At 73.5% G+C, this 21799-nt stretch carries 21 protein-coding genes and 1 other RNA gene; 7 read left to right on the top strand and 15 right to left on the bottom strand.

The genetic code is table 11. From position 1 onward, the window contains the following. Positions 1-25: 25 nt before the first annotated feature. The 3 genes from ACIQCH_RS18505 to ACIQCH_RS18495 all read right to left on the bottom strand — a co-directional run bounded on the left by ACIQCH_RS18505 (position 26) and on the right by ACIQCH_RS18495 (position 2885). Positions 26-1729 (bottom strand): beta-N-acetylhexosaminidase, encoded by a 1704-nt coding sequence (locus ACIQCH_RS18505; RefSeq protein ID WP_402582056.1) that lies wholly within the window; start codon positions 1727-1729, stop codon positions 26-28. Positions 1730-1968: 239 nt separating this feature from the next. Next, positions 1969-2256 carry a DUF3039 domain-containing protein gene (locus tag ACIQCH_RS18500; protein WP_402582054.1) on the bottom strand — a complete coding sequence of 96 codons (288 nt, stop codon included), beginning with the start codon at positions 2254-2256 and terminating at the stop codon, positions 1969-1971. 68 nt (positions 2257-2324) lie between these two features. Further along, positions 2325-2885 carry a YqgE/AlgH family protein gene (locus ACIQCH_RS18495; protein WP_402582052.1) on the bottom strand — a complete coding sequence of 187 codons (561 nt, stop codon included), beginning with the start codon at positions 2883-2885 and terminating at the stop codon, positions 2325-2327. Positions 2886-3149: 264 nt separating this feature from the next. On the opposite strand from ACIQCH_RS18495, the gene murA reads away from it, so the two are divergent. Continuing rightward, on the top strand, positions 3150-4490 hold the full coding sequence (gene murA / locus ACIQCH_RS18490; protein ID WP_402582050.1) for a UDP-N-acetylglucosamine 1-carboxyvinyltransferase: 1341 nt from the start codon (positions 3150-3152) through the stop codon (positions 4488-4490). Positions 4491-4735: 245 nt separating this feature from the next. Here murA and ACIQCH_RS18485 read toward each other — a convergent pair whose 3' ends face one another. From ACIQCH_RS18485 to ACIQCH_RS18470, 4 genes are all read right to left on the bottom strand, one after another. Then, complete coding sequence (locus ACIQCH_RS18485; RefSeq protein ID WP_007382399.1) at positions 4736-5017, bottom strand: HU family DNA-binding protein; 282 nt, start codon at positions 5015-5017, stop codon at positions 4736-4738. A gap of 471 nt (positions 5018-5488) precedes the next feature. After that, positions 5489-6922, bottom strand: coding sequence for an NAD-dependent malic enzyme (locus tag ACIQCH_RS18480; protein WP_402582048.1), 1434 nt, complete (start codon positions 6920-6922; stop codon positions 5489-5491). 496 nt (positions 6923-7418) lie between these two features. Then, entirely contained in the window at positions 7419-9797 is a 2379-nt protein-coding gene (locus ACIQCH_RS18475) for a HelD family protein (RefSeq protein WP_402582047.1), read from the bottom strand. A 181-nt stretch (positions 9798-9978) separates the two neighbouring features. Beyond that, complete coding sequence (locus ACIQCH_RS18470; protein WP_402582045.1) at positions 9979-10569, bottom strand: CGNR zinc finger domain-containing protein; 591 nt, start codon at positions 10567-10569, stop codon at positions 9979-9981. A gap of 173 nt (positions 10570-10742) precedes the next feature. Between ACIQCH_RS18470 and ACIQCH_RS18465 the strand changes: the two genes are divergently transcribed. After that, a complete protein-coding gene (locus tag ACIQCH_RS18465) occupies positions 10743-10928 on the top strand; it encodes a type II toxin-antitoxin system VapB family antitoxin (RefSeq protein WP_402582043.1) in 186 nt (61 codons plus the stop codon). Positions 10929-11000: 72 nt separating this feature from the next. On the opposite strand, the gene ACIQCH_RS18460 is transcribed toward ACIQCH_RS18465, so the two are convergent. The 3 genes from ACIQCH_RS18460 to ACIQCH_RS18450 all read right to left on the bottom strand — a co-directional run bounded on the left by ACIQCH_RS18460 (position 11001) and on the right by ACIQCH_RS18450 (position 14912). After that, complete coding sequence (locus tag ACIQCH_RS18460) at positions 11001-12272, bottom strand: uroporphyrinogen-III synthase (protein ID WP_402582041.1); 1272 nt, start codon at positions 12270-12272, stop codon at positions 11001-11003. 140 nt (positions 12273-12412) lie between these two features. Continuing rightward, complete coding sequence (locus tag ACIQCH_RS18455; protein WP_402582039.1) at positions 12413-13774, bottom strand: nitrate/nitrite transporter; 1362 nt, start codon at positions 13772-13774, stop codon at positions 12413-12415. 166 nt (positions 13775-13940) lie between these two features. After that, positions 13941-14912 (bottom strand): LysR family transcriptional regulator, encoded by a 972-nt coding sequence (locus ACIQCH_RS18450; protein ID WP_402582037.1) that lies wholly within the window; start codon positions 14910-14912, stop codon positions 13941-13943. A 93-nt stretch (positions 14913-15005) separates the two neighbouring features. Between ACIQCH_RS18450 and ACIQCH_RS18445 the strand changes: the two genes are divergently transcribed. From ACIQCH_RS18445 to ACIQCH_RS18425, 5 genes are all read left to right on the top strand, one after another. Further along, on the top strand, positions 15006-16370 hold the full coding sequence (locus ACIQCH_RS18445) for an MFS transporter (protein ID WP_402582035.1): 1365 nt from the start codon (positions 15006-15008) through the stop codon (positions 16368-16370). Positions 16371-16399: 29 nt separating this feature from the next. Beyond that, positions 16400-16567, top strand: coding sequence for a hypothetical protein (locus ACIQCH_RS18440; protein ID WP_402582033.1), 168 nt, complete (start codon positions 16400-16402; stop codon positions 16565-16567). Positions 16568-16663: 96 nt separating this feature from the next. Next, the gene (locus tag ACIQCH_RS18435; protein WP_402582032.1) at positions 16664-16888 is read left to right on the top strand and encodes a type II toxin-antitoxin system Phd/YefM family antitoxin; all 225 of its coding nucleotides are present in this window, start codon (positions 16664-16666) and stop codon (positions 16886-16888) included. 50 nt (positions 16889-16938) lie between these two features. After that, positions 16939-17169 carry a FitA-like ribbon-helix-helix domain-containing protein gene (locus ACIQCH_RS18430; RefSeq protein WP_402582030.1) on the top strand — a complete coding sequence of 77 codons (231 nt, stop codon included), beginning with the start codon at positions 16939-16941 and terminating at the stop codon, positions 17167-17169. Between the two features lie 5 nt (positions 17170-17174). Next, complete coding sequence (locus ACIQCH_RS18425; RefSeq protein WP_402582159.1) at positions 17175-17588, top strand: type II toxin-antitoxin system VapC family toxin; 414 nt, start codon at positions 17175-17177, stop codon at positions 17586-17588. Positions 17589-17638: 50 nt separating this feature from the next. Here the strand turns inward: ACIQCH_RS18425 and ssrA are convergent. From ssrA to ftsE, 5 genes are all read right to left on the bottom strand, one after another. Next, positions 17639-18030, bottom strand: a transfer-messenger RNA (tmRNA) gene (gene ssrA / locus ACIQCH_RS18420). 166 nt (positions 18031-18196) lie between these two features. Further along, positions 18197-18682: an SsrA-binding protein SmpB gene (smpB, locus tag ACIQCH_RS18415; protein ID WP_402582028.1), complete on the bottom strand. Its 486-nt coding sequence runs from the start codon at positions 18680-18682 to the stop codon at positions 18197-18199. Positions 18683-18700: 18 nt separating this feature from the next. Further along, positions 18701-19915 carry a S41 family peptidase gene (locus ACIQCH_RS18410; protein WP_402582026.1) on the bottom strand — a complete coding sequence of 405 codons (1215 nt, stop codon included), beginning with the start codon at positions 19913-19915 and terminating at the stop codon, positions 18701-18703. A gap of 67 nt (positions 19916-19982) precedes the next feature. Continuing rightward, on the bottom strand, positions 19983-20906 hold the full coding sequence (gene ftsX / locus ACIQCH_RS18405; RefSeq protein WP_030201237.1) for a permease-like cell division protein FtsX: 924 nt from the start codon (positions 20904-20906) through the stop codon (positions 19983-19985). A 36-nt stretch (positions 20907-20942) separates the two neighbouring features. Continuing rightward, complete coding sequence (gene ftsE / locus ACIQCH_RS18400; protein WP_402582024.1) at positions 20943-21632, bottom strand: cell division ATP-binding protein FtsE; 690 nt, start codon at positions 21630-21632, stop codon at positions 20943-20945. Between the last annotated feature and the right edge of the window lie 167 nt (positions 21633-21799).

Raw genomic sequence — 21799 nt, 5'->3', positions numbered from 1 at the left:
GCGTCCGCGGACCGCCCCCGAGGGCTCACGCCCCCGGCGGCGCCCCCTCGATCGGCCTCCCCAGGACGCCCGGCCGCCGCTGCCACGGCAGCGGCCCGGACGGCGGCCGGTAGCCGACGCCCAGCGCGTCCAGCCGCCCGTAGTGCCCGGCCAACCGCGCCTCGAAACCGGCCAGATCGCGCTCGGCCGGCTCGGGCAGCTGCGACCACACCACCTCCGCGAACGCGGCCAGCCTCGGGAACACCTGGTAGTCGACGCGGCCCTGGCTCTCCATCACCTCGGTCCAGACGTTGGCCTGGGCGCCCAGGACGTGCGCGGCGGCGGCCGGGTCCAGCTCCGGCGGCACGGGCTCGAAGCGGTACACGTCGGCGAGCGTGCGCACGTACCCGATCGGCACGGGCTCTTCGGGGCCGCCGTCCTGACGGTAGTCCAGGTACACCTGCTGCTCCGGGCACATCACCACGTCGTGTCCGGCCTCGGCGGCCGCGACCCCGCCCGCGTACCCGCGCCAGGAGGAGACCGCGGCGCCGGGCGCCAGTCCGCCCTCCAGGATCTCGTCCCAGCCGATCAGCCGCCGCCCGCGGGCGGCCAGCCAGCGGTCGAAGTGCCGGACGAACCAGGACTGCAGCTCCTCCTCGTCCGCCAGCCCGAGTGCGCGGATCCGGGCCTGGGCGGCCGGCGAGCTGCGCCACTGGTCCTTGGGGCACTCGTCGCCGCCGATGTGCACGAACGGCGAGACCTCGGCCGGGAAGAGCTCCAGCACCTCCTCCAGGACGCCCTCGTAGAAGCGCAGCACCTCGTCCGTGGGGGCCAGGACGTTCCGGCTGACGCCCCAGTCGTCCCAGACACCCAGCGCCCCGGTGTCGACGACGTCGGTGTTGCCGAGGTGCGGGTAGGCGGCGATGGCCGCCTGCGAGTGGCCGGGCACGTCGATCTCGGGGACGAGGCGGACGTGCCGGGCGGCCGCGTAGGCGACGATCTCGCGGATGTCGTCCCGGGTGTAGAAGCCGCCGTGCGGGGTCTCGTTCCACAACGGGGAGGCGCGGTGGCCCCAGCGGGTGCGCGGGCGCCAGGAGCCGACCTCGGTGAGCCTCGGGTGGCGGCGGATCTCGACGCGCCAGCCCTGGTCGTCGGTCAGGTGGAGGTGCAGGACGTTCAGCTTGTGCGCGGCGAGCAGGTCGACGTACCGCAGGACGGTGTCCTTGGGCATGAAGTGGCGGGCCGTGTCGAGGAGCATGCCGCGCCAGCCGAACCGCGGCCGGTCCGCGATCCGCACCGCCGGCACCCGCCAGGTGCGGCCGGGCAGCGGGGCGCGCCGGTAGGCGTCCGGGCCGAGTAGTTGGCGCAGGGTCTGGGCGCCCCAGAACACGCCGGCGGGCCCGCCGCCGAGGATCTCGACCCCGTCGGGGCCGGCCGTGAGGCGGTGACCCTCGGGGCCGAGCTCGGCCCCGACCGACCGGTCGACCGCGAGGCGGATCCCGGTGCGGGCACCGGCTCCACCGGAGCGGCTCAGGCCGCGCTCCTCGTCGTACGCGCCCGGCGCGGGGGCGGGCAGCGGGAGTCCGGTGGCGGCGCCGAGCTCGCGGCGCAGCCAGGCGGTGGCGCCCTCGGCGCCGGGGCCGGCGGCGAGGGTGGTGGCGTGGGTGAGCTCGTACGGCGGGACGTCCGCGGGCGCCTCGACGCTCGACGGCGCCGGGATGAGGGACAGGTCGTCTCGCACATCGCTCATGGCGCCGCACCCTACCGGCGGCGTCCGACCCGGCACAGGCCTCCACCCGGGCACGAGCCTCCGGGCGCGGGCCTCCGGGCGCAGCGCCAGGCGTCCCGCCCCGGCACCGGCGTCGACACCGGCCCCGCGCGCCGGGCCCCGCACGCCGCACCGGGCGCCCGGACGCGACGCAGGCCCCCGGCGCGCGGGTGCGCGCGCCCGGAGGCCTGCGTCAGCGGCGGTGGGCCACCCCTTCGGGGTTACTTGCCCTTGCCGCCCTTGTCGTTGTCCCCGCCGCCGGGGCCCATGGACTCGTAGATCTCCTTGCACATGGGGCAGACCGGGTACTTCTTCGGGTCGCGGCCCGGGACCCAGACCTTGCCGCAGAGCGCGACGACGGGGGTCCCGTCGAGGGCGCTCGCCATGATCTTGTCCTTCTGGACGTAGTGGGCGAAGCGCTCGTGGTCGCCGTCGCCGTGGGAGACCTGCGGCGTCGGCTCTACGAGGGTCCCCGTGCCAGTGCCGCGCTCGGGCTCAAGAGTGCTCATGCCGCAAGGGTACTGGGCCGCGCCCGGCTCGGGCTCGCGGCGTGTCGGGTCCCGCGCCGTGCGTCGTCTCAGTTGAGGGTGGGGTCGTCCGGATAGGTGGCCACCATGGCCAGCTCGCTGCGCTGGCGCCGCAGCACCGAGCGCCACAGCCGCTCCGGATCGGGCGCGGAGACGTCCCCGGGCTCGGACTCCACGACGTACCAGGCGCCGTCGCTCAGCTCCTCCTCCAGCTGCCCGGGCCCCCAACCGGAGTACCCGGCGAAGATCCGCAGCGAGCCGAGGGCGCTGGCGAGCAGCTCCGGCGGGGTCTCCAGGTCCACCAGGCCGATCGCGCCGTGCACCCGGCGCCAGCCCAGCGGGCCCTCGTCGCCGGGGATGACCGCGACGCCGAGGGCGGAGTCGAGGGAGACCGGGCCGCCCTGGAACACGACGCCGGGCTCGCCGGCGAGGGCGGCCCAGGGCAGCAGGATGTCGCCGACGCCGACCGGGGTGGGCCGGTTCAGGACCACGCCGAGCGAGCCCTCCTCGTCGTGGTCGAGGAGCAGCACCACCGCGCGGTCGAAGTTCGGGTCCGCCAGGGCGGGTGTGGCGACGAGCAGTCGCCCCGTGAGCGAGGACACCTCGGTCATGGGCACATGATCCCGCATATTCGCCCCGGAGGGGGAGCGGGCGGCACAACTCGTCCGTGCGCACCGGGCGGGCGCACGGCAGCAGCGGGAGCGCGCACCCGACCCTCGACCGGAGGTCAACCCTCCGCTACACATCGGATACGGAGGGTGTTGTGGCGAAATGATGACATTCTCATGGGCCTCGCTGGGGCATACAAGGCAAGGCCTCCAGCCGCTTACAGTTTTCCCTGGCCCCCTGCCCACCCACTCCGGAACGCGAGATTCATGACCGGCACAGACGATGTCCTGCTTGTCCACGGCGGTACCCCGCTCGAGGGCGAGATCCGGGTCCGCGGCGCGAAGAACCTCGTGCCGAAGGCCATGGTCGCCGCGCTGCTCGGCAGCGAACCCAGCCGGCTGCGCAACGTGCCCGACATCCGCGACGTGCGGGTGGTCCGCGGGCTGCTGCAGCTGCACGGCGTGACGGTCCGCCCCGGCGACGAGCCCGGCGAACTGGTCATGGACCCCACCCACGTCGAGAGCGCGAACGTCGCCGACATCGACGCGCACGCGGGCTCCTCGCGCATCCCGATCCTGTTCTGCGGCCCGCTGCTGCACCGCCTCGGCCACGCCTTCATCCCGGGCCTGGGCGGCTGCGACATCGGCGGCCGGCCGATCGACTTCCACTTCGACGTGCTGCGCCAGTTCGGCGCCACCATCGAGAAGCGCGAGGGCGGCCAGTACCTGGAGGCCCCGCAGCGGCTGCGCGGCTGCAAGATCCGCCTGCCCTACCCCTCGGTCGGCTCGACCGAGCAGGTGCTGCTGACGGCCGTGCTGGCCGAGGGCGTCACGGAGCTGGCCAACGCGGCGGTGGAGCCGGAGATCGAGGACCTCATCTGCGTGCTGCAGAAGATGGGCGCCATCATCTCCATGGACACCGACCGGACCATCCGGATCACCGGTGTGGACCGGCTCGGCGGCTACAACCACAAGGCGCTCCCGGACCGCCTGGAGGCCGCCTCGTGGGCCTCCGCGGCCCTGGCGACCGGCGGCAACATCTACGTGCGCGGCGCCCAGCAGCGCTCGATGATGACCTTCCTCAACACGTACCGGAAGGTCGGCGGCGCCTTCGAGATCGACGACGACGGCATCCGCTTCTGGCACCCGGGCGGCCCGCTCAACGCGATCGCGCTGGAGACGGACGTGCACCCCGGCTTCCAGACCGACTGGCAGCAGCCGCTGGTCGTGGCGCTCACGCAGGCCGCGGGCCTGTCCATCGTCCACGAGACGGTGTACGAGTCCCGGCTGGGCTTCACCTCGGCGCTGAACCAGATGGGCGCGCACATCCAGCTGTACCGCGAGTGCCTGGGCGGCTCCGCCTGCCGCTTCGGCCAGCGCAACTTCCTGCACTCCGCGGTCGTCTCCGGCCCGACGAAGCTGCAGGGCGCCGACCTGGTGATCCCCGACCTGCGCGGCGGATTCTCGTACCTGATCGCGGCGCTGGCGGCCGAGGGCACCTCCCGGGTGCACGGCATCGACCTCATCAACCGCGGCTACGAGAACTTCATGGAGAAGCTCGTGGAGCTGGGCGCGAAGGTCGAACTGCCCGGCGGCTCGCTGGTCTGACGGCAGGACCGTCCCGGCGTCCGGGGCCGCCCAGGCGGCCCCGGAGGGCCCGCAGGCCCCGGAACGTCAAAGGGCGGCCACCCCGTACGGGGTGGCCGCCCTTCGTCGTCGTGGGGACGCCCAGCGGCGTCCGCGGGCCGGGCCGCGGCGGCTGCGCGCCGTCGGGCCTGGCACCGGGGCTCACGCGCCCGGGGGGCCTGAGCCCCCCTCAAGGTGTGCGGCTCCTGGGGCTACGCCCCGGGGGCTCACTTGCCCTTGGCGGCTTCCTTGAGCTTGGAGCCCGCGGAGACCTTCACGCTGTAGCCGGCCGGGATCTGGATGGGGTCGCCGGTCTGCGGGTTGCGCGCGGTACGAGCGGCACGGTGGGTGCGCTCGAAGGTCAGGAAGCCGGGGATGGTGACCTTCTCGTCGCCCTTGGCGACGATCTCACCGACGGTCTCGGCGAAGGCGGCGAGGACGGCGTCGGCGTCCTTGCGCGTCACCTCGGCGCGGTCGGCCAGCGCGGCCACCAGCTCACTGCGGTTCATGTTGTACTCCCGTGTTCAACTTGCCTATGGGGCGTGAGATCGAAGCCGATGCTGCCAGGGCCGTAGGACAGTCCCCGGACCCGGGTCTGACGTCAGACCCTCTCGCCCGGTTACGCATCCTGCCCCCACCAGCGGCGGGAAAGCCAATCCGGCACCCGCCAGGGTCACACGAAAAGCGCCACGGTCACGCCGCCGTGACGCTCCGTCCGCCGCTGGATGCGGACCGCCTCGAACGGACCGCCGAACCGCTGCGGGCATCCACGCAACCCTAGAGGGGCCGCAGGGATGCCGCATCCCGCGACGCGCCGGGGGCGGGCCGGACGTGGGGCCCGTCACAACGGCCCCGCGCGGCCCGGCCCGGCGGCGCACCCACCGGATCCGACGGGGCGTCACGCCCGCGGGCGGACCCGGCGGGCGCGACGCGGCCGGAGTGACCCGGCGTCAGGTCGAACGGGGTCGGCCGACGGCGGCTCAGATCGAGGACGGCTCCACGACGTCCCCGCCGGCGGCCTTGGCGGCGTTGCGGACCGCGCCCGCGACGGCGCCCGCGACCTTGTCGTTGAAGACCGACGGGATGATGTAGTTCGGGTTCAGCTCGCCCTCGGTGACGACGTCCGCCAGCGCCGCCGCGGCGGCCAGCATCATGTCGGTGTTCACGGTGCGGGACTGCGCGTCGAGCAGGCCGCGGAAGACGCCCGGGAAGACCAGCACGTTGTTGATCTGGTTCGGGAAGTCGGACCGGCCGGTGGCCACGACCGCCGCCGTCTCACGGGCGATCGAGGGCTCGACCTCGGGGTCCGGGTTCGCGAGCGCGAAGACGATCGCGCCCTCCGCCATGGCCGCGACGTCGTCGCCGTTCAGCACGTTCGGGGCCGAGACGCCGATGAACACGTCGGCGCCGACGACGGCCTCCTTGAGGGTGCCGGTGACGCCCTCGGGGTTGGTGTTGTCGGCGATCCAGCGCAGCGGCGAGTCGGCCGCGGCGTCGACCAGGTCGGCCCGGTCGGCGTGCACGACGCCGTGGATGTCGGCGACCACGGCGTGCTTCACACCGGCCGCGATCAGCAGCTTCAGGATGGCGGTACCGGCCGCGCCGGCGCCGGACATGACGACCTTGACGTCGCCGATGGCCTTGCCGACCACGCGCAGGGCGTTGGTGAGCGAGGCCAGCACCACGATCGCCGTGCCGTGCTGGTCGTCGTGGAAGACCGGGATGTCGAGGGCCTCGCGCAGCCGCGCCTCGATCTCGAAGCAACGCGGCGCGGAGATGTCCTCGAGGTTGATGCCGGCGAAGCCGGGGGCGATGGCCTTGACGATCGCGACGATCTCGTCGGTGTCCTGGGTGTCCAGGCAGATCGGCCAGGCGTCGATGCCGGCGAACCGCTTGAAGAGGGCCGCCTTGCCCTCCATGACGGGCAGTGCGGCCTTGGGGCCGATGTTGCCCAGGCCGAGCACGGCGGAGCCGTCGGTCACCACCGCGACGGAGTTGCGCTTGATGGTGAGGCGCCGGGCGTCCTCGGGGTTCTCGGCGATCGCCATGCACACGCGGGCCACGCCCGGGGTGTAGATCATGGACAGGTCGTCACGGTTGCGGATGGGGTGCTTCGACGCCATCTCGATCTTGCCGCCGAGGTGCATCAGGAAGGTGCGGTCGGAGACCTTGCCGAGGGTGACGCCCTCGATCCCGCGCAGCTTCTGGACGATCTCGTCGGCGTGGGCGGTGGACGTCGCGGCGATGGTGACGTCGATCCGGAGCTTCTCGTGGCCTGAGGCCGTGACGTCCAGACCGGTGACCGACCCTCCGGAGGACTCCACGGCGGTGGTGAGCTGGGAGACCGCGGTTCCGCTCGCGGGCACCTCCAGGCGGACCGTCATCGAGTACGAGACGCTGGGCGCCGTTGCCATGGCCGTGTTCCTCTGCTTTCCCTTGCTTCACTTGCGCACGTCCCCCTGACCCCGCGCACGAACGCGGCAGGACGTGTTGTCCGATCGTCCCACCTACCAGCCGGTATTCGGTAACCAGCTACAAGTTTCGGAAAGACTCTTCCACCATACGAGAGAGTTGGGGGTCGGGGAAGTGTGTGCGGACACAAAAAAGGTCCGCGCCCTCCCCGAAGGAAGGGCGCGGACCTGTATGAACGCCTATGACACCGACCCGCCATGCTCGCCTCGCGGCAAGTGGTCGCTCTAAGCGACGAAGGTTGGGCCCGGGGGCTTGGATCGAGCCGGTGCCTCACCAAGGCTAACAAACGATCCCCGGGACGGGACCTCCCTGCGCCGACTTGCCCACCAGGTGGGACCGATCGGCCCAGCCGCCGTCGACCCGGCCTCCACCGACCCGGCCCGGATCGGCCCGGCCGCCACCGACCCGGCCGCCACCGTCCCGACCCGCGAGCCGGCGTCAGTCGCGCAGGAGCTCCGGGACGTCGGCGGCGTCCGGGCGGTCCCCCGGTCCGGAGACGACGGTCAGCTGCTGCGTGGCCCGCGTCAGGGCGACGTACAGCACCCGCAGCCCCGCCGGCGACTCCTCGGCGATCTCCGCGGGCGAGACCACGACCGTCGCGTCGTACTCCAGGCCCTTCGCCTCCAGGCTGCCCAGGGCCACCGCCCGCTCGCCGAGCCCGGCGAGCCAGCCCGCGGCCTCCTCGCGGCGGTCCATGGCCACCACGACGCCCACGGTGCCGTCCACCTGCGCCAGCAGCCGGACCGTTTCCTCCCGCACGGCCTCCCCGAGGCCCGCCACGGGCACCACCCCGCCGCCGGAACGGGCCCGCGAGCCGGCCCGCGCCGCGCCGCCGGCGCCGGCCGCCGCGGCCACCGCCGTGAACCGCGGCTGCAGCCCGGTCGACCGGACCGCCGACGGCGACTCCATCCCCGGCATCGCCCGCTGCAGCACCTTCTTCGCCAGCTCCGCGATCTCCGCGGGGTTGCGGTAGTTCACGGTCAGCGTGAAGCGCCGCCGCGGCCGGGAGCCCAGCGCCTCGTCACGGGCCTCCGCGGCCTCCTCGGGGACCGTCCACGAGGACTGCGCCGGATCGCCCACGACCGTCCACGTCGCGGTGCGGCCGCGCCGGCCGACCATCCGCCACTGCATGGGCGTCAGGTCCTGCGCCTCGTCGACGATGACGTGCGCGTACTCCGTGCGCTCCGCCGCCAGCCGCTCGGCCCGCTCGCGCTGCGTCTCCTCGCGGCGGGGCATGAGCTCCTCGAGCCCGGTGAGCTGGTCCAGCGGGTCGAGCTCGCGCTTCTTCCTGGGCCGGGCGGGCGCGCCCAGCAGGCCGTGGAGCTCGTCCAGCAGGGCCACGTCGTGCACGGACAGGGGGCCGGTGCCGTCCTGGCCGACCCGACGCAGGGAGCGGGCGAGCTGCCGGGTCTCGCGCGGGTTCAGCACCCGGCGCGACCACCGGCCCAGCCGCTTCTCGTCGGCCATGGCGGCCAGCACCCGGCGCGGGGTGAGCTCGGGCCACCAGGCGTCGAGGAACTCGATGAACGGGTCCTCGGTGGAGACGTCCTCGTCGAAGCTGGACCGCAGCTCGGCGGCCAGCTCCGGGTCGGAGTGCCGGTTGGCGCCGCCGCTCTTGGACCACAGGGCGTCCAGCAGCAGCTTGCGGGCGCGCGGGCGCAGCAGGTTCACCGGCGCGGTGCCGCCGAGCACGGCCTGCCGGATCCGGTCGAGCTCGTCGGCCTCCAGCTCCTGGCGCCGGTTGAAGGCGACCACCCGCAGCCGCTCGGGCGCGGGCCCGGCCGGGCCGCCGAGCTCGAGGGCGCCGCGCACGGCCTTGCGCAGGACCCTGAGCATGCGCGAGGAGCCCTTGATGCGGGAGACCGACGGCTCGTCGTACGTCGTCGCCTCGGCGCCGTCGACCAGCGAGCCGAGCGCGCGGATGGCGACCTGGCCCTCCTCGCCGAGCGAGGGGAGGACGCCCTCGGTGTAGGCCACCAGCAGGGGCGTCGGGGAGACGATCAGGATGCCGCCCGCGTACCGGCGCCGGTCCTGGTACAGCAGGTAGGCGGCGCGGTGCAGGGCGACGGCGGTCTTGCCGGTGCCGGGGCCGCCGGAGACCTCCGCGACGGAGGCGGCGGGGGCGCGGATGACGAGGTCCTGCTCCGCCTGGATGGACGAGACGATGTCGCGCATGGTGTGCGTACGGGCCCGGCCGAGCGAGGCCATCAGGGCGCCGTCGCCGATCGCGGGCAGCTCGTCGCCGTCCAGGTGGGCGGTGACCTCGGGGCGCATGAGGTCGTCCTCGACGCCGAGCACCTTGCGGCCCTTGGAACGGATCACGCGGCGGCGCACGACGCGGCCGGGGTCCTTGGGCGTGGAGCGGTAGAAGGGCGCCGCGGCGGGCGCGCGCCAGTCGATGACCAGCGGCGAGTAGTCCGCGTCGAGGACGCCGATGCGCCCGATGTGGAGGGTCTCGGCGATGTCGGCGGTCAGGTCGTCCCGGATGGCGTCGTCGGCGGGCTCCACGGAGGTGTACGCGCCGTCGGGGCCGCGCTTGCCGTCCTTGCCGAGCACGAGGTCGATGCGTCCGAAGAGGAAGTCCTCGAACTCGTTGTTCAGCCGGTTGAGGTGGACCCCGGCGCGGAACACCTGCGCGTCGCGCTCGGCGAGCGCGCCGGGCGTGCCGACCTGGCCGCGCTTGGCCGCGTCGTTCATCAGGAACTCCGCCTCGTGGATCTTCTCCTCGAGACGGCGGTACACCTGGTCCAGGTGAGTCTGCTCAAGCGCGATCTCCCGATCACGGAGAGTCTCTTCCGTGGCTTCCTGCGCGGCCACCGAGGGCCCCCTTCTGGTCGTTCTGGGCGACCGTCCAGGGTACCCCCCACGGGTGCGGGCGGTCGTTCGGCCGCCCCCGGGCCCCGGCACGCCCACCCGGCGGGCCGCATCCGCCCGCGGACGGCGCTCGCCGCCGCGCGGTACGGGGCCCGTCGGGCCGCCGGGAGCGGTGGGGCGCCGCCTATGCCGAAGGCTCCGCCGCCAGGGCCCGGCGCCGGTGCCGGGCCACCCGTTCCCGGTTGCCGCACAGCTCCGACGAGCACCACCGCCGTCGGTGGCCGCGCGAGGTGTCGAGGTAGACCCGGGTGCAGCCGTCCCCGTCGCACGCCCGCAGCAGCGCCATCGCCTCCGGGTCGGTCAGGAGCACGAGCCCGTCCCGGGCCACGGCCGCCAGCAGCGCCGCGCAGTCGGCCCCGCGGAGCTGCCGTACGAGCCCGCCGCCGTCCCCCCGTACGGCGTACAGACCCGGCGGCGTTCCGAGCGCGAGCGTGTTGACCCGCTCCAGGGCCTCGCCGGCCGGCAGCCCGCGCAGGGCCGCGGCCACCAGCTCCGCGAGGTCGGCGCGCAGCGCGCGAAAGGGCGGCAGCCAGTCGTACGCGACCCGGTCGAGCGAGGTCCCCAGGGGGACCAGTCCGGCCCCCAGCAGCCACTGCCGCAGCCGGGGCGCCTCCGCCAGCCGTTCCTCGGGCGCGGCCGTGTTGACCAGGTCCAGGCAGACCCGCCCGGAGTCGAACCACAGCCCGTGGGAGCCCGAGCCCATGCCCGCAGCCATGCGCCTGTCACCGCCTCGAAGGTCACACCGGTGAACGTGCCGTCACGCTCCTCCAGAGTGCCCCGCCAACCCCCGGACCGAAACCCCGCGGACGCACCCGTTCCCCCCGGCGCGGCGCAGCACCCGTCGCTTCCCGTCGTTGTACCGACGAGACCCGCCCACGGGAGGTGCCCTTGTCCGTCATCCGGATCGACATCGACGACCACGCGCTCGCCGAGGCCCTGAGAACCTCCTCGATCCGCTCGGAGAGCGAGCTGGTGAACCTGGCCCTCCGGCAGTACAACGAACGACGGCGGCGCGACGAAACCCGGTCGCAGGGGGCGCCCCACGGCCACGACCGGGGCGCCGACAGCCCCTGACGTCGGGCACACGGCGAGGAGGCCGCTCGGCGAGCACCCCGGTCGACCCCTGCGTCGCGGTCGGGCGGGCGGCTACGCCTCGGCGTACTTGGCGTCCGCCGCCGGGTCGAGGGCGAGGCGGTAGCCGCGCTTGACGACGGTCTGGATGAGCTTGGCGGGGCCGAGGGCCGCGCGCAGCCGGGCCATGGCGGTCTCGACGGCGTGCTCGTCGCGGCCCGCGCCCGGCAGGGCGCGCAGCAGCTCCGCGCGGGCCACCACCCAGCCCGGCCGGCGGGCCAGGGCCCGCAGCAGCGCCATGCCGGCCGGCGGCACCGGGTGCAGCTCGGCGTCGACGAGCACCGCGTGCCCGCGGATCTCGACGCGGTGGCCGGCGACGGGCAGCGTCCGGGCCCGTGCGGGCAGTTCGCGGCACAGGACCTGGACGAGCGGCCCGAGCCGGAAGCGTTCGGGCGCGACGGTGGACACGCCGTGGGCCTGCAGCGGCAGGGCGGTCACCGGCCCCACGCAGGCGGCCAGCACGTCCCCGCCGAGGGCGGCGAGGACGTCCGGCAGCAGGCCCCGCTCCTCGGCCCGGTTCAGCAGCGAGGCGGCGGCGGGCGCGGAGGTGAAGCTGACGGCGTCGAGGGAGCGGGCCACGACCGCGTCGAGCAGCCGGTCGAGCGGGGCCGGGTCCTCCGGCGGCAGCCACCGGTAGACGGGGACGACGACCACCTCGGCGCCGCCGTCGCGCAGCGCCTCGACGAACCCGGGCAGCGGTTCGCCGTGCAGCTGGAGGGCGATGCGGCGGCCGGCCACGCCCTCGCCGAGGAGCCGGTCGAGCACCTCGGCGAGGGACTCGGAGTCGGGCGACCACTCCTCGGTGAGTCCGGCGGCGCGGATCGCGCCCTTGACCTTGGGCCCGCGAGCCAGCAGCCGGGCGTCGCGCAGCCGGGCCAGCAGGTCCTCGCCCACGCCCCAGCCGTCGGCGGCCTCGATCCAGCCGCGGAAGCCGATGGCGGTGGTGGCGACGACGGTGTCGGGGGGCGTGCCGATGAGGTCCTTGGTGGCGGCCAGCAGCTCCGCGTCGTCGGCCAGCGGCACGATGCGCAGCGCGGGGGCGTGCAGGACGGCGGCCCCGCGGCGGCGCAGCAGGGTGGCGAGCTCGTCGGCGCGCCGGGCGGCGGTGACGCCAACGGTGAACCCGGCCAGCGGCCCGGGGGCGCCGTCCCCGGCGGCGGGGGCCTGCGGGCCCTCACCCGGCGCGGGGGCGCCCCCGGGAGCGGGGGGTGCCGCCGGGGCGGCGGCCGGCCGCGGAGCCGGGGCGCTCCGGGACGGTTCGTGGTGGGGGCGGGTGGTGGTGTCCATGCGGGTCCCTGCCTTGCGCAAAGGGGGGCGGTGCGACATGTCCGAGCCTGCCAACGTGGCGTGACGGGCTCGGTTCACCGGTATTTCACCCGGGTAACACGGGGCGTCGGGCCGGGTGCCTTGCGTCACCCGGCCCGCGCTCAGACGGACGTCAGCTGGGGGGCCGTCTCCGCGTTCGAGGCCACCACGCGGCTGCCGGCGGGCCGGCGAAGGTATACCGCCCAGGTGACCGCGCAGCACAGGGCGTAGAAGCCGAGGAAGGCGGTGTACGCGGCGGTGCCGGTGCCGGAGTCCAGGAAGGCCTCCCGGAAGGCGAGGTTGACGCCGAGTCCGCCGACCGCGCCGACCGCGCCGATCAGGCCCATGGCGGCGCCCGAGAGCCGCCGCCCGTAGGCGGCCGCGTCGTCGCCGGCGAGGCCGCGGGCCAGGGCCTGGTTCATGAAGATGCCCGGGATCATCTTGTACGTCGAGCCGTTGCCGAGCCCGCTGAGGACGAACAGGGCGGTGAAGCCGACGAGGAAGACCGGCAGCGACTCCCGGACCGAGGCGAGGACCACGACCCCGGTCGCGGCGGCCATGGCGACGAACGTGCCGAGCGTGATGCGGGCCCCGCCGAACCGGTCGGCGAGCCGTCCGCCGACGGGCCGGATCAGCGAGCCGAGCAGCGGGCCGACGAAGGTCAGCGAGGCGGCCTGGAGCGGCGTACGGCCGAACTGGGTCTGGAGCACCAGCCCGAAGGCGAAGCTGTAGCCGATGAAGGAGCCGAAGGTGCCGACGTACAGGAAGGCCATGATCCAGGTGTGGCCCTGGCGCAGGGCCTCGCGCACCGCGCCGGTGTCGTTGCGGACCGCCGCGAGGTTGTCCATGCGCGCCCAGGCCAGGACCGCGGCGAGCAGCACCAGCGGGATGTAGGCGGCCAGCAGCAGCCGGGGCCGGCCGGCGCCGGCGGTGCCGATGACGAGCAGGCCGGCGAGCTGGAGGACGGGGACGCCGATGTTGCCGCCGCCCGCGTTGAGGCCGAGGGCCCAGCCCTTCTTCCGGAGCGGGAAGAAGGCGTTGATGTTGGTCATGGAGGAGGCGAAGTTGCCGCCGCCGACCCCGGTGAGGGCGGCCACCAGCACGAAGGTGCCGTACGAGGTGCCGGGTTCCATCACCGCGTACGCCGCCCCGAGCGGCGCGAGCAGCATGAGGGCGCTGACGACGGTCCAGTTGCGGCCGCCGAACAGGGCGACGGCGAAGGTGTACGGGATCCGGGCGAACGCGCCGACGAGCGTGGCGGTGCCGATGAGGAAGAACTTGCCGGCCGGGTCGATGCCGTACTGCGGCCCCATGAAGAGCACCATCACGGACCACAGGGTCCAGACGGAGAAGCCGATGTGTTCGGAGAGGACGGAGTAGACCAGGTTGCGGCGGGCCACCCGCTCGCCCGTCTCCCGCCAGAACTGCTCGTCCTCGGGGTCCCACCGCTCGATCCAGCGGCCCCCAGTGCGCCCTGCACCCATCACACGCCTCCACACGCTGCCGGTCCTTGTCCGTGGCAAGGACCGTAGGAGGGGCGGGTTTCGGCCTCCGTGCCCGTGCGGTGACCGCTGCGGAACGTTGCTCTCACCCGGCCGCGCGGGCCGCTGTGAGCGGCCCCTGCGGCCGGCCGGTGCGGGCGCCGGGCGGCTACCGGGTGCGCATCACCGCCGCGTCCCCTTCCGGCAGCCAGCTGTCGGCCGGCCGCCGCAGCCAGCCGCGGTCGGCGCCCAGGGCGGCCGCCGCCGTGCGCAGGGCGTCGAGCCCGGGGTGGTGGAAGCCCTTGCGCCAGACCATCGACAGCGGGGACAGCGGTACGGGCGCCACGAGCGGCACCTTGACCGAGCCGGGCATGTCGAGGAAGTCGACGGTGACCAGCACGGGGTTGCGGGTCTTGGCCATGACGCGGCGGAACTCCTCCTTGCCGACGGCCACCGGGGCGGGCGGGGCGAGCGCGGTGCCCCGCCCGGCGAACAGCTGCCGGGCCAGGTCGGTCCACTCCAGCGTCCGGGGGTTGCCGGCGCCGGCGTAGACGGTCTCGGCGGCGAGCGCGTCGAGCGGTACGGCGTCCGCCCCGGCGAGCGGGTGGCCGTCCGGCAGCAGCACCGCGAGGGGTTCGAAGCGTACGGGCTGGTGGTCGAGGCGGGCGCGCAGGGCGGGGTCGAGCCCGGCGACGCGGCCGAAGGAGACGTCGAGGCGGCCGGCGGCGATCTCGGCGGCGGCGTGGGTGAGTCCGCTCTCGAAGCGGGCCATCAGCTCACAGCCGGGGGCGAGTTCGCGGGCCCGTTCCAGGACGAGGCGGCCGGTGCTGGGTCCGTCGGTGTTGAGGTCGACCAGGAGGGGGCGGGCCTCCTCGCCGGCGCCGAAGGCCGCGGCGAGGTCGTCGTACGCCTCCAGCACGCGGCGCGCGTGCGGCAGCAGGCGCTCGCCCTCGGGGGTGAGGGTGACGTGGCGGGTGGTGCGGACGAACAGGTCGGCGCCCAGGGCCCGTTCGAGGCGGCGGACATCGCGGCTGAGGGCCTGCTGGGCGACGAAGAGCCGGGCGGCGGCGCGGGTGAAGTGCAGCTCCTCGGCGACGGCCGCGAAGCCGCGCAGCAGGCGGGGGTCGACGTCGGGTATCACGCGCCGACCCTAGCCGACTGACAACACAGGTGTGTGAATGGGGGCTGATCAGGTGTTGGACCGGGGCCCGGGGCCCGGGCGAGCATGATCGGCATGGCCCTTCTGACCGTCACGGGAACCACCCTCGTCGCCGCCCCCGCCCCCGCCCCCGTCGCCGCCCCGACCGCCCCCTCCCCCGCCGCGGGCTCCCGCGCCGCGGGGCCGCGCCGTCCGCGCGGGGCGGTGCGCCGGGCCGCGGCCCGGTTCGCGGCCCGGGCGCTGCGCCCCGTGGCCCCGTACCGGCGCCTGCTGGCGGTCCCCGGCGCCCGGGCCTTCACCGTCGGGAACCTGATCGCCCGCCTCCCCATGGGCATGTTCGGCGTCAGCGCCGTCATGATGATCGCCGGGCAGCGCGGCTCGTACGCCCTGGCCGGCGCGGTCACCGCCACCGGTCTGGCCGCCACCGCGCTGGTCGGCCCGTGGACGGCCCGGCTGGTGGACCGGTACGGGCAGGCCCGGGTCGCCGTACCGGCCACGGTCGTGGCGGTGCTCGGCTCGCTGGCCCTGGTGCTGTGCGTCCGTACGCACGCCCCGGACTGGACGCTGTTCGCCGCGTACGCCGCCACCGCGACCACCCCGAACATCGGCGGCATGTCGCGGGCCCGCTGGGCGCACCTGCTGCGGGCGGACGCGGCGGCCCGGCACACCGCGAACTCCTTCGAACAGGCCGCCGACGAACTGTGCTTCATGCTCGGCCCCGTCCTGGCCGCGTTCCTCTGCGGCACCCTGTTCCCCGAGGCGGGCACGCTGGTGGGCGCCGTGCTGCTGCTGACCGGCATGGCCGTCTTCTGCGCCCAGCGCGCCACCGAGCCGCCGGTCGGCGGTGCGGCGGCGCGCGGCGCGGCCCCGCTCCGGGCGCCGGGGATGCCGTCGCTGCTGGCGATGTTCCTGGCGATGGGGGCGGTGTTCGGGTCGATGGAGGTGGTCTCGATCGCCTTCCTCGACGGGCACGGCCTGACCTCCGGCGCGGGCCCGGTCCTCGCCCTGCAGGCACTGGGCTCCTGCCTGGCCGGGCTGCTGTACGGCACCCTGCGCCCGGCGGCGGCGCCGCGGCGCCGGCTCGTGGCGTGCGTCGCGGCGATGGCGGTGCTGATGGCGCTGCCGCTGGGCGCCGCCGCCACCGGGGCGGTGCCGCTGCTGGCCCTGGCCCTGCTCGCGGCGGGCATGGCGACCGCCCCGACGATGGTGACGGGCATGTCGCTGGTCCAGCGGCTGAGCCCGGCCGGCCGCCTCAACGAGGCCATGACCCTGGCCGTGACCGCCCTGCTGGCGGGCATCTCCGCGGGCGCGGCCACCGCCGGCACCGCGGTGGACCACCTGGGTGCGGTCCCGGCCTACGCCCTGCCCCCGGCCGCCGCGCTCACGGCGCTGGTCCTGGCCCTGCCCCAACTCCGGGACCGGGCCACCCACTCGGCGTGAACCGCGTCCGCCCGCCGTACGCTGCGATCATGAGCGACGACGAAACGACCGCCGAACACGACGACGTCCCCCGCTGGATGCTGGTGACCTCGGCGGTCGCGGGCCTCCTCCTGGACCTCTTCAAGTCCGGCAAGAGCTCCTCGTCCTGGGGCTCGTCCTCGGACTCCTGCGGCTCCTCCGACGGCGGCGGCGACTGACCTCCTCGTCCGTCCGGTCGCCGCCCGCGGAGTCCGCACCGGAGGATGATGGACGGAGGACCACCCGACCTCCTCGCACGCCGAACGGAGCTGCGCATGCCCAGCGCCCCGGAAGCCGACGACACGAGCCCGGATGCGCTCGTCAAGCGCGTCCACGACGACCGCGCCCCCCTGCGCATCAGCCCCGAGAACGGAGACGCCGTTCTCATGCCGGCCGACGACTACGACGCGTGGCAGGAGACCGTGTACCTGCTGCGCTCACCTGCGAACGCACGCCGCCTCATGGAAGCTGTCGCGCGCGACCGTGCCGCCTCGCACTGAGCCCCTGTCGAGTGACTGCGAAATGACTGCACTGACGATAGAATGCAGTCATGACTGCATTCACGATTCGCGAGGTGCCCGACGACATCGCCCGCCGCATAAAGATCCGCGCCGCCGAAGCCGGGCAGTCCCTCCAGACCTACCTGCTCAGCCTCGTCACCCGTGATGCCGCTCAGCCCACGCTCGCCGAAATGGCGGACCGCGCCGAGCGCTACGCCACGGAGGACATCGACATCCAGGACGTCCTCGATGCCATCGACGCGGGCAGGGCAGGCCGTTGATCGTCGTGGACTCCTCCGCCGTGGTCCTGTTCCTCACGGACCGGGGCTCCCGGGGCGCCGCCGCCCGTCGACGCATCGGCGAGGAGGACGCACTCGCCGCCCCCCATCTGCTGGACACCGAAGTCGCTTCCGCCCTTCTCGGCATGGCGCGTGGCGCCAAAATCGCCACCGCGAGCCTCGACGAGCACTTCAAGACCTACCAAGGGCTGCGCCTACAGCGGCACGAGACAGGCCTCCTACTCCCCCGGGTCCGCCAGCTGTACGCCAACCTCTCGGCCTACGACGCCACCTACGTCGCCCTCGCCGAGGCATTGGGCGTTCCCCTGCTGACGGCGGACGCACGCATCGAACGAGGCGTTCAGAGGCCGCGATGCGGCATCGAGGTCATCACTGCCGGCGACGGCGCTCCTACGACATGACGAAGGCCCCGCCGCCCCGAAGGGTTGCGGGGCCTTGGCCCACATGGGATGAGTGGAGATGGCGGGAATCGAACCCGCGTCCAACGGTGCAAAAGGAGGGCTTCTCCGAGCGCAGTCCGCTTCGATTTTCTCGGCCCCGGAGATCACGCGGACAAGTCTCCGACGGGCTCAGTCACTGTTTGGTTTCCCTCCGACCCCCGTGACCGGGGTTAGAGGTTTAGATCCCTAGTTGACGCCAGGATCCGGGTCGGGATCGAGCCCGGGCTGACGCTCCTCACAGAGGCTTCTGCTCGTTACCTGAATCAGGCAGCGAGGGCGAAGCGGGAGTTATCGCTCTTGGTGTTGGCGATTATTTTTTGCGACACAGGGTTAACGAGATCATTGCCGCTTCCTCGGCTCGCTTCCCCTACTTCGACATCCGCTGTCGAAACCGATCATCCCCATGTTGATTTATCAAGCTGCGCCCCACGTGTGAGGCACAGGGCACATCGTACAGAAGCAACGCACGACCGTGCCAGCCTATTCCGGGCCGGCCGCCGGACCGGACACCGGCACGACCACGGGCAGGCCACGGGCGCGACCACCGGCACGACCACCGCGCCCGGCGGTCAGAGCGTGCCGCGCTCCTTGCGCTTGACGGCCGAGATGGCGCGGGCCGTCTCGCGGCGGTCCTGCTTCTCGCGCAGCGTCTGGCGCTTGTCGTACTCCTTCTTGCCCTTCGCCAGCGCGATCTCGCACTTGGCCCGGCCGTCCTTGAAGTACAGCGAGAGGGGCACGATCGTGTGACCCGTCTCCTGCGCCTTCGACTCCAGCTTGTCGATCTCGACCCGGTGGAGGAGCAGCTTCCGCCTGCGGCGGGCGCTGTGGTTGGTCCAGGTGCCCTGGCTGTACTCCGGCACGTGCACGTTGTGCAGCCACGCCTCGTGGCCGTCGATCTGCACGAAGCCGTCCACCAGCGAGGCCCGGCCCTGGCGCAGCGACTTGACCTCGGTGCCGGTCAGGACGAGACCGCACTCGTAGGTGTCGATGATCGCGTAGTCGTGCCGCGCCTTCTTGTTCTGGGCGATCAGCTTCCGCCCTTTTTCCTTAGCCATAGTGCGGTCATTTTCGCACTACGGGGCGGCCCCGAGGCCACCCAATACTCCTCGCGCCCGCTCCTCCGCGCGGTCCGCCGCCACCAGGTCCGGACTGATCCCCCTGCCGTCCAGGCTGCGGCCCGCCGGAGTGCGGTAGTGGCCCACGGTCAGCTCGGCCACCGAGCCGTCCGGCAGCTCGGTCGGCATCTGCACCGCGCCCTTACCGAAGGTCCGGGTGCCGACCGTCACCGCCCGTCCCCGGTCCTGCAGGGCACCGGTGACCAGCTCGGCCGCGCTCATCGTCCCGCCGTCGATCAGGGCCACCAGCGGCCGCCGGGTGTCGCCGCCCCGGTCGGCGTAGAGGGCGCGCTGGGCTCCGCGCACGTCGTACGTGGCCACCAGGCCGCCGTCGAGGAAGGCGGAGGCGGCGGCGACGGCCTCGGTGACCAGGCCGCCGCGGTTGCCGCGCAGGTCGAGCAGCACCCCGGCACCCGCCGGAGCGGTGCGCACGGCCTCGCGGACCCGCTCGCCGGAGCCCTTGGTGAAGGACCCGACCTTGATCATCACGACGCCGCCCGACAGTCGCGTCACGGTCACCGGTTCGCTGCTCAGCCGGGCGCGGACCAGGGTCTCGGTCCAGGTGCGCGCGCCGCGCCGCAGGACGAGGACCACCGGCGTACCGGCCCCGGCGCGTTGCGCGTCGCCGCGCAGCAGCGCGACGACCTGGCCGGGCCGCAGGCCCGTGGCGCGGTGCCCGTCGACGCTCTCCAGCAGGTCCCCGGCCCGCACGCCGGCCCGGGCGGCGGGTCCGCCGGCCTGCACCCGGGCCACCCGGACGATCCCGTCCCGGCCGCGCTCGACGAAGATCCCGACGCCCGTGTAGTGGCCGCCGAGGGCCTGCTCGAACTCGGCGTACTCGGCGTGGTCGTAGACCGCGCCCCAGCGGTCGCCGCTGCGGCTGACCACGTCCTCGGCGGCCTGCTTGCCGGACTTGCCGTCGGCCACGGCCGCGGCGGCGGCCCGCTCGACCGCGTCACGGTAGGCGGCGGGGTCGACGTCCGACGGTGCCGCCGGCGTACGCCCCTGGGCGCCCGTACGCCCCCCGGCCTCGGCGGAGGCCGCCGGCGGGAGTTCGCGGTCCCACCAGCCGCCGGCGGCCGCGGTCCCGAGCACACCGAGTAAGACCCATGTCAAAGCGGCCCCGCGACGCAGGTCGCGGGGCCGGATACAGAAGGCTGAGCCACCCGGCATGGGGCCGAGTCTAGGACAACCCCCGGCGCGGAACCGGCGGTTCACGGTTCCGCTCCCGGGGCGCTCGTCACACCTTCAGGTACTTGCGCAGGGCGACGAAGGCCGCCATGGCCGGCATCAGCAGGCCGATGGCGAGCACCAGCGGCAGCTTGGTGACGACGTGGTCCCAGCCGATGAAGTTGATCAGCTCGAGCTTCTTCGACAGCGAGACGCCGTGGTCGATCACGAAGTACTGGCCGCAGACCAGCATCCCGCAGGCCACGAAGGCGCCGATGAGCCCGGCGAACGCGGCCTCGGCGATGAACGGCATCTGGATGTAGAAGCTGGAGGCGCCGACCAGGCGCATGATCCCGGTCTCCCGCCGACGGCTGAACGCCGACACGCGCACCGTGTTGACGATCAGCAGCAGGGCGACGACCAGCATCACGAGCATGACGCCGAGCGCGGCCTTGTTGAGGATGTCGAGCAGCGAGAAGAGGTTGTCGAGGACACCGCGCTGGTCCTGCACCGACTGGACGCCGTCCCGGCCGGCGAAGGCGGTGGTGATGACCTTGTACTTCTCGGGGTCCTTGAGCTTGACCCGGAAGGACTCCTGCATCTGGTCCGGGGTGACCGAGGTGACCAGCGGGGAGTCGCCGAACTGCTCCTTGTAGTGCTTGTAGGCCTGGTCGGCGGACTCGTACTGGACCGTCTCGACCAGGTCCATCTTCTTGAGGTCGGCCTCGATCTGCTTCTTCTGGTCGGGGGTCACCGCACCCTTGGTACAGGTGGGGCTGCCGCCGGTCTCCGCCTCGTTCTTGTTGCAGAGGAAGATGGAGACGTTGACCTTGTCGTACCAGTAGCCCTTCATGGTGCTGACCTGGTCCCGCATCAGCAGGGAACCGCCGAACAGGGCCAGCGACAGGGCGACGGAGATGACGACCGCGAAGGTCATCGTGAGATTGCGACGGAGACCGACGCCGATCTCCGACAGGACGAACTGGGCGCGCATGGCGTCCTTTCAGTGCTGGGGTTCAGACGCCGCGCGTCAGTGCTGGTAGCCGTAGACGCCGCGGGACTGGTCGCGGACGAGTCGGCCCTGTTCGAGTTCGATGACGCGCTTGCGCATCTGGTCCACGATCTGCTGGTCGTGCGTCGCCATGATCACGGTGGTGCCGGTCCGGTTGATCCGGTCCAGCAGCTTCATGATGCCGACGGAGGTCTGGGGGTCGAGGTTGCCCGTGGGCTCGTCCGCGATCAGCAGCTTCGGACGGTTCACGAAGGCGCGGGCGATCGCCACGCGCTGCTGCTCACCGCCGGAGAGCTCGCCGGGCATGCGGTCCTCCTTGCCGCCCAGGCCGACCAGGTCGAGGACCTGCGGCACGGCCTTGCGGATCTCGCCGCGCGGCTTGCCGATGACCTCCTGGGCGAAGGCGACGTTCTGCGCCACCGTCTTGTTGGGCAGGAGGCGGAAGTCCTGGAAGACGGTCCCCAGCTGGCGCCGCATGTGCGGCACCTTCCAGTTGGAGAGTCTGGCGAGGTCCTTGCCGAGCACGTGCACCTGGCCGTGACTGGCCCGCTCCTCGCGGAGGATCAGCCGCAGGAAGGTGGACTTGCCCGAGCCGGAGGAGCCGACGAGGAAGACGAACTCGCCCTTCTCGATCTCGAGGGAAACCTCCCGCAGGGCGGGGCGGTTCTGCTTCGGGTAGGACTTGGAGACGCTGTCGAATCGGATCACGGGTGCACCACGGTCGCCGGGAGTAGGTGTGCGTGACCATACGCGACCCGGCGCGAGGGTGGCAGCCTGCGACCGGAGATGCCTGATATGTCCCCGTTATCTGTGCGGATACGTCCGGTGCGCTAGCGGCCGGGGTGGCGATTGCCCCAACGGGCCGCGCCGAATGT

The organism is Streptomyces sp. NPDC093225 (assembly GCF_044753805.1).
In the GTDB taxonomy this organism is placed as follows: Bacteria; Actinomycetota; Actinomycetes; order Streptomycetales; family Streptomycetaceae; genus Streptomyces.
The sequence above is the reverse complement of the archived record's forward strand: the minus strand, read 5'-3'. Positions and strand labels throughout refer to the sequence as shown.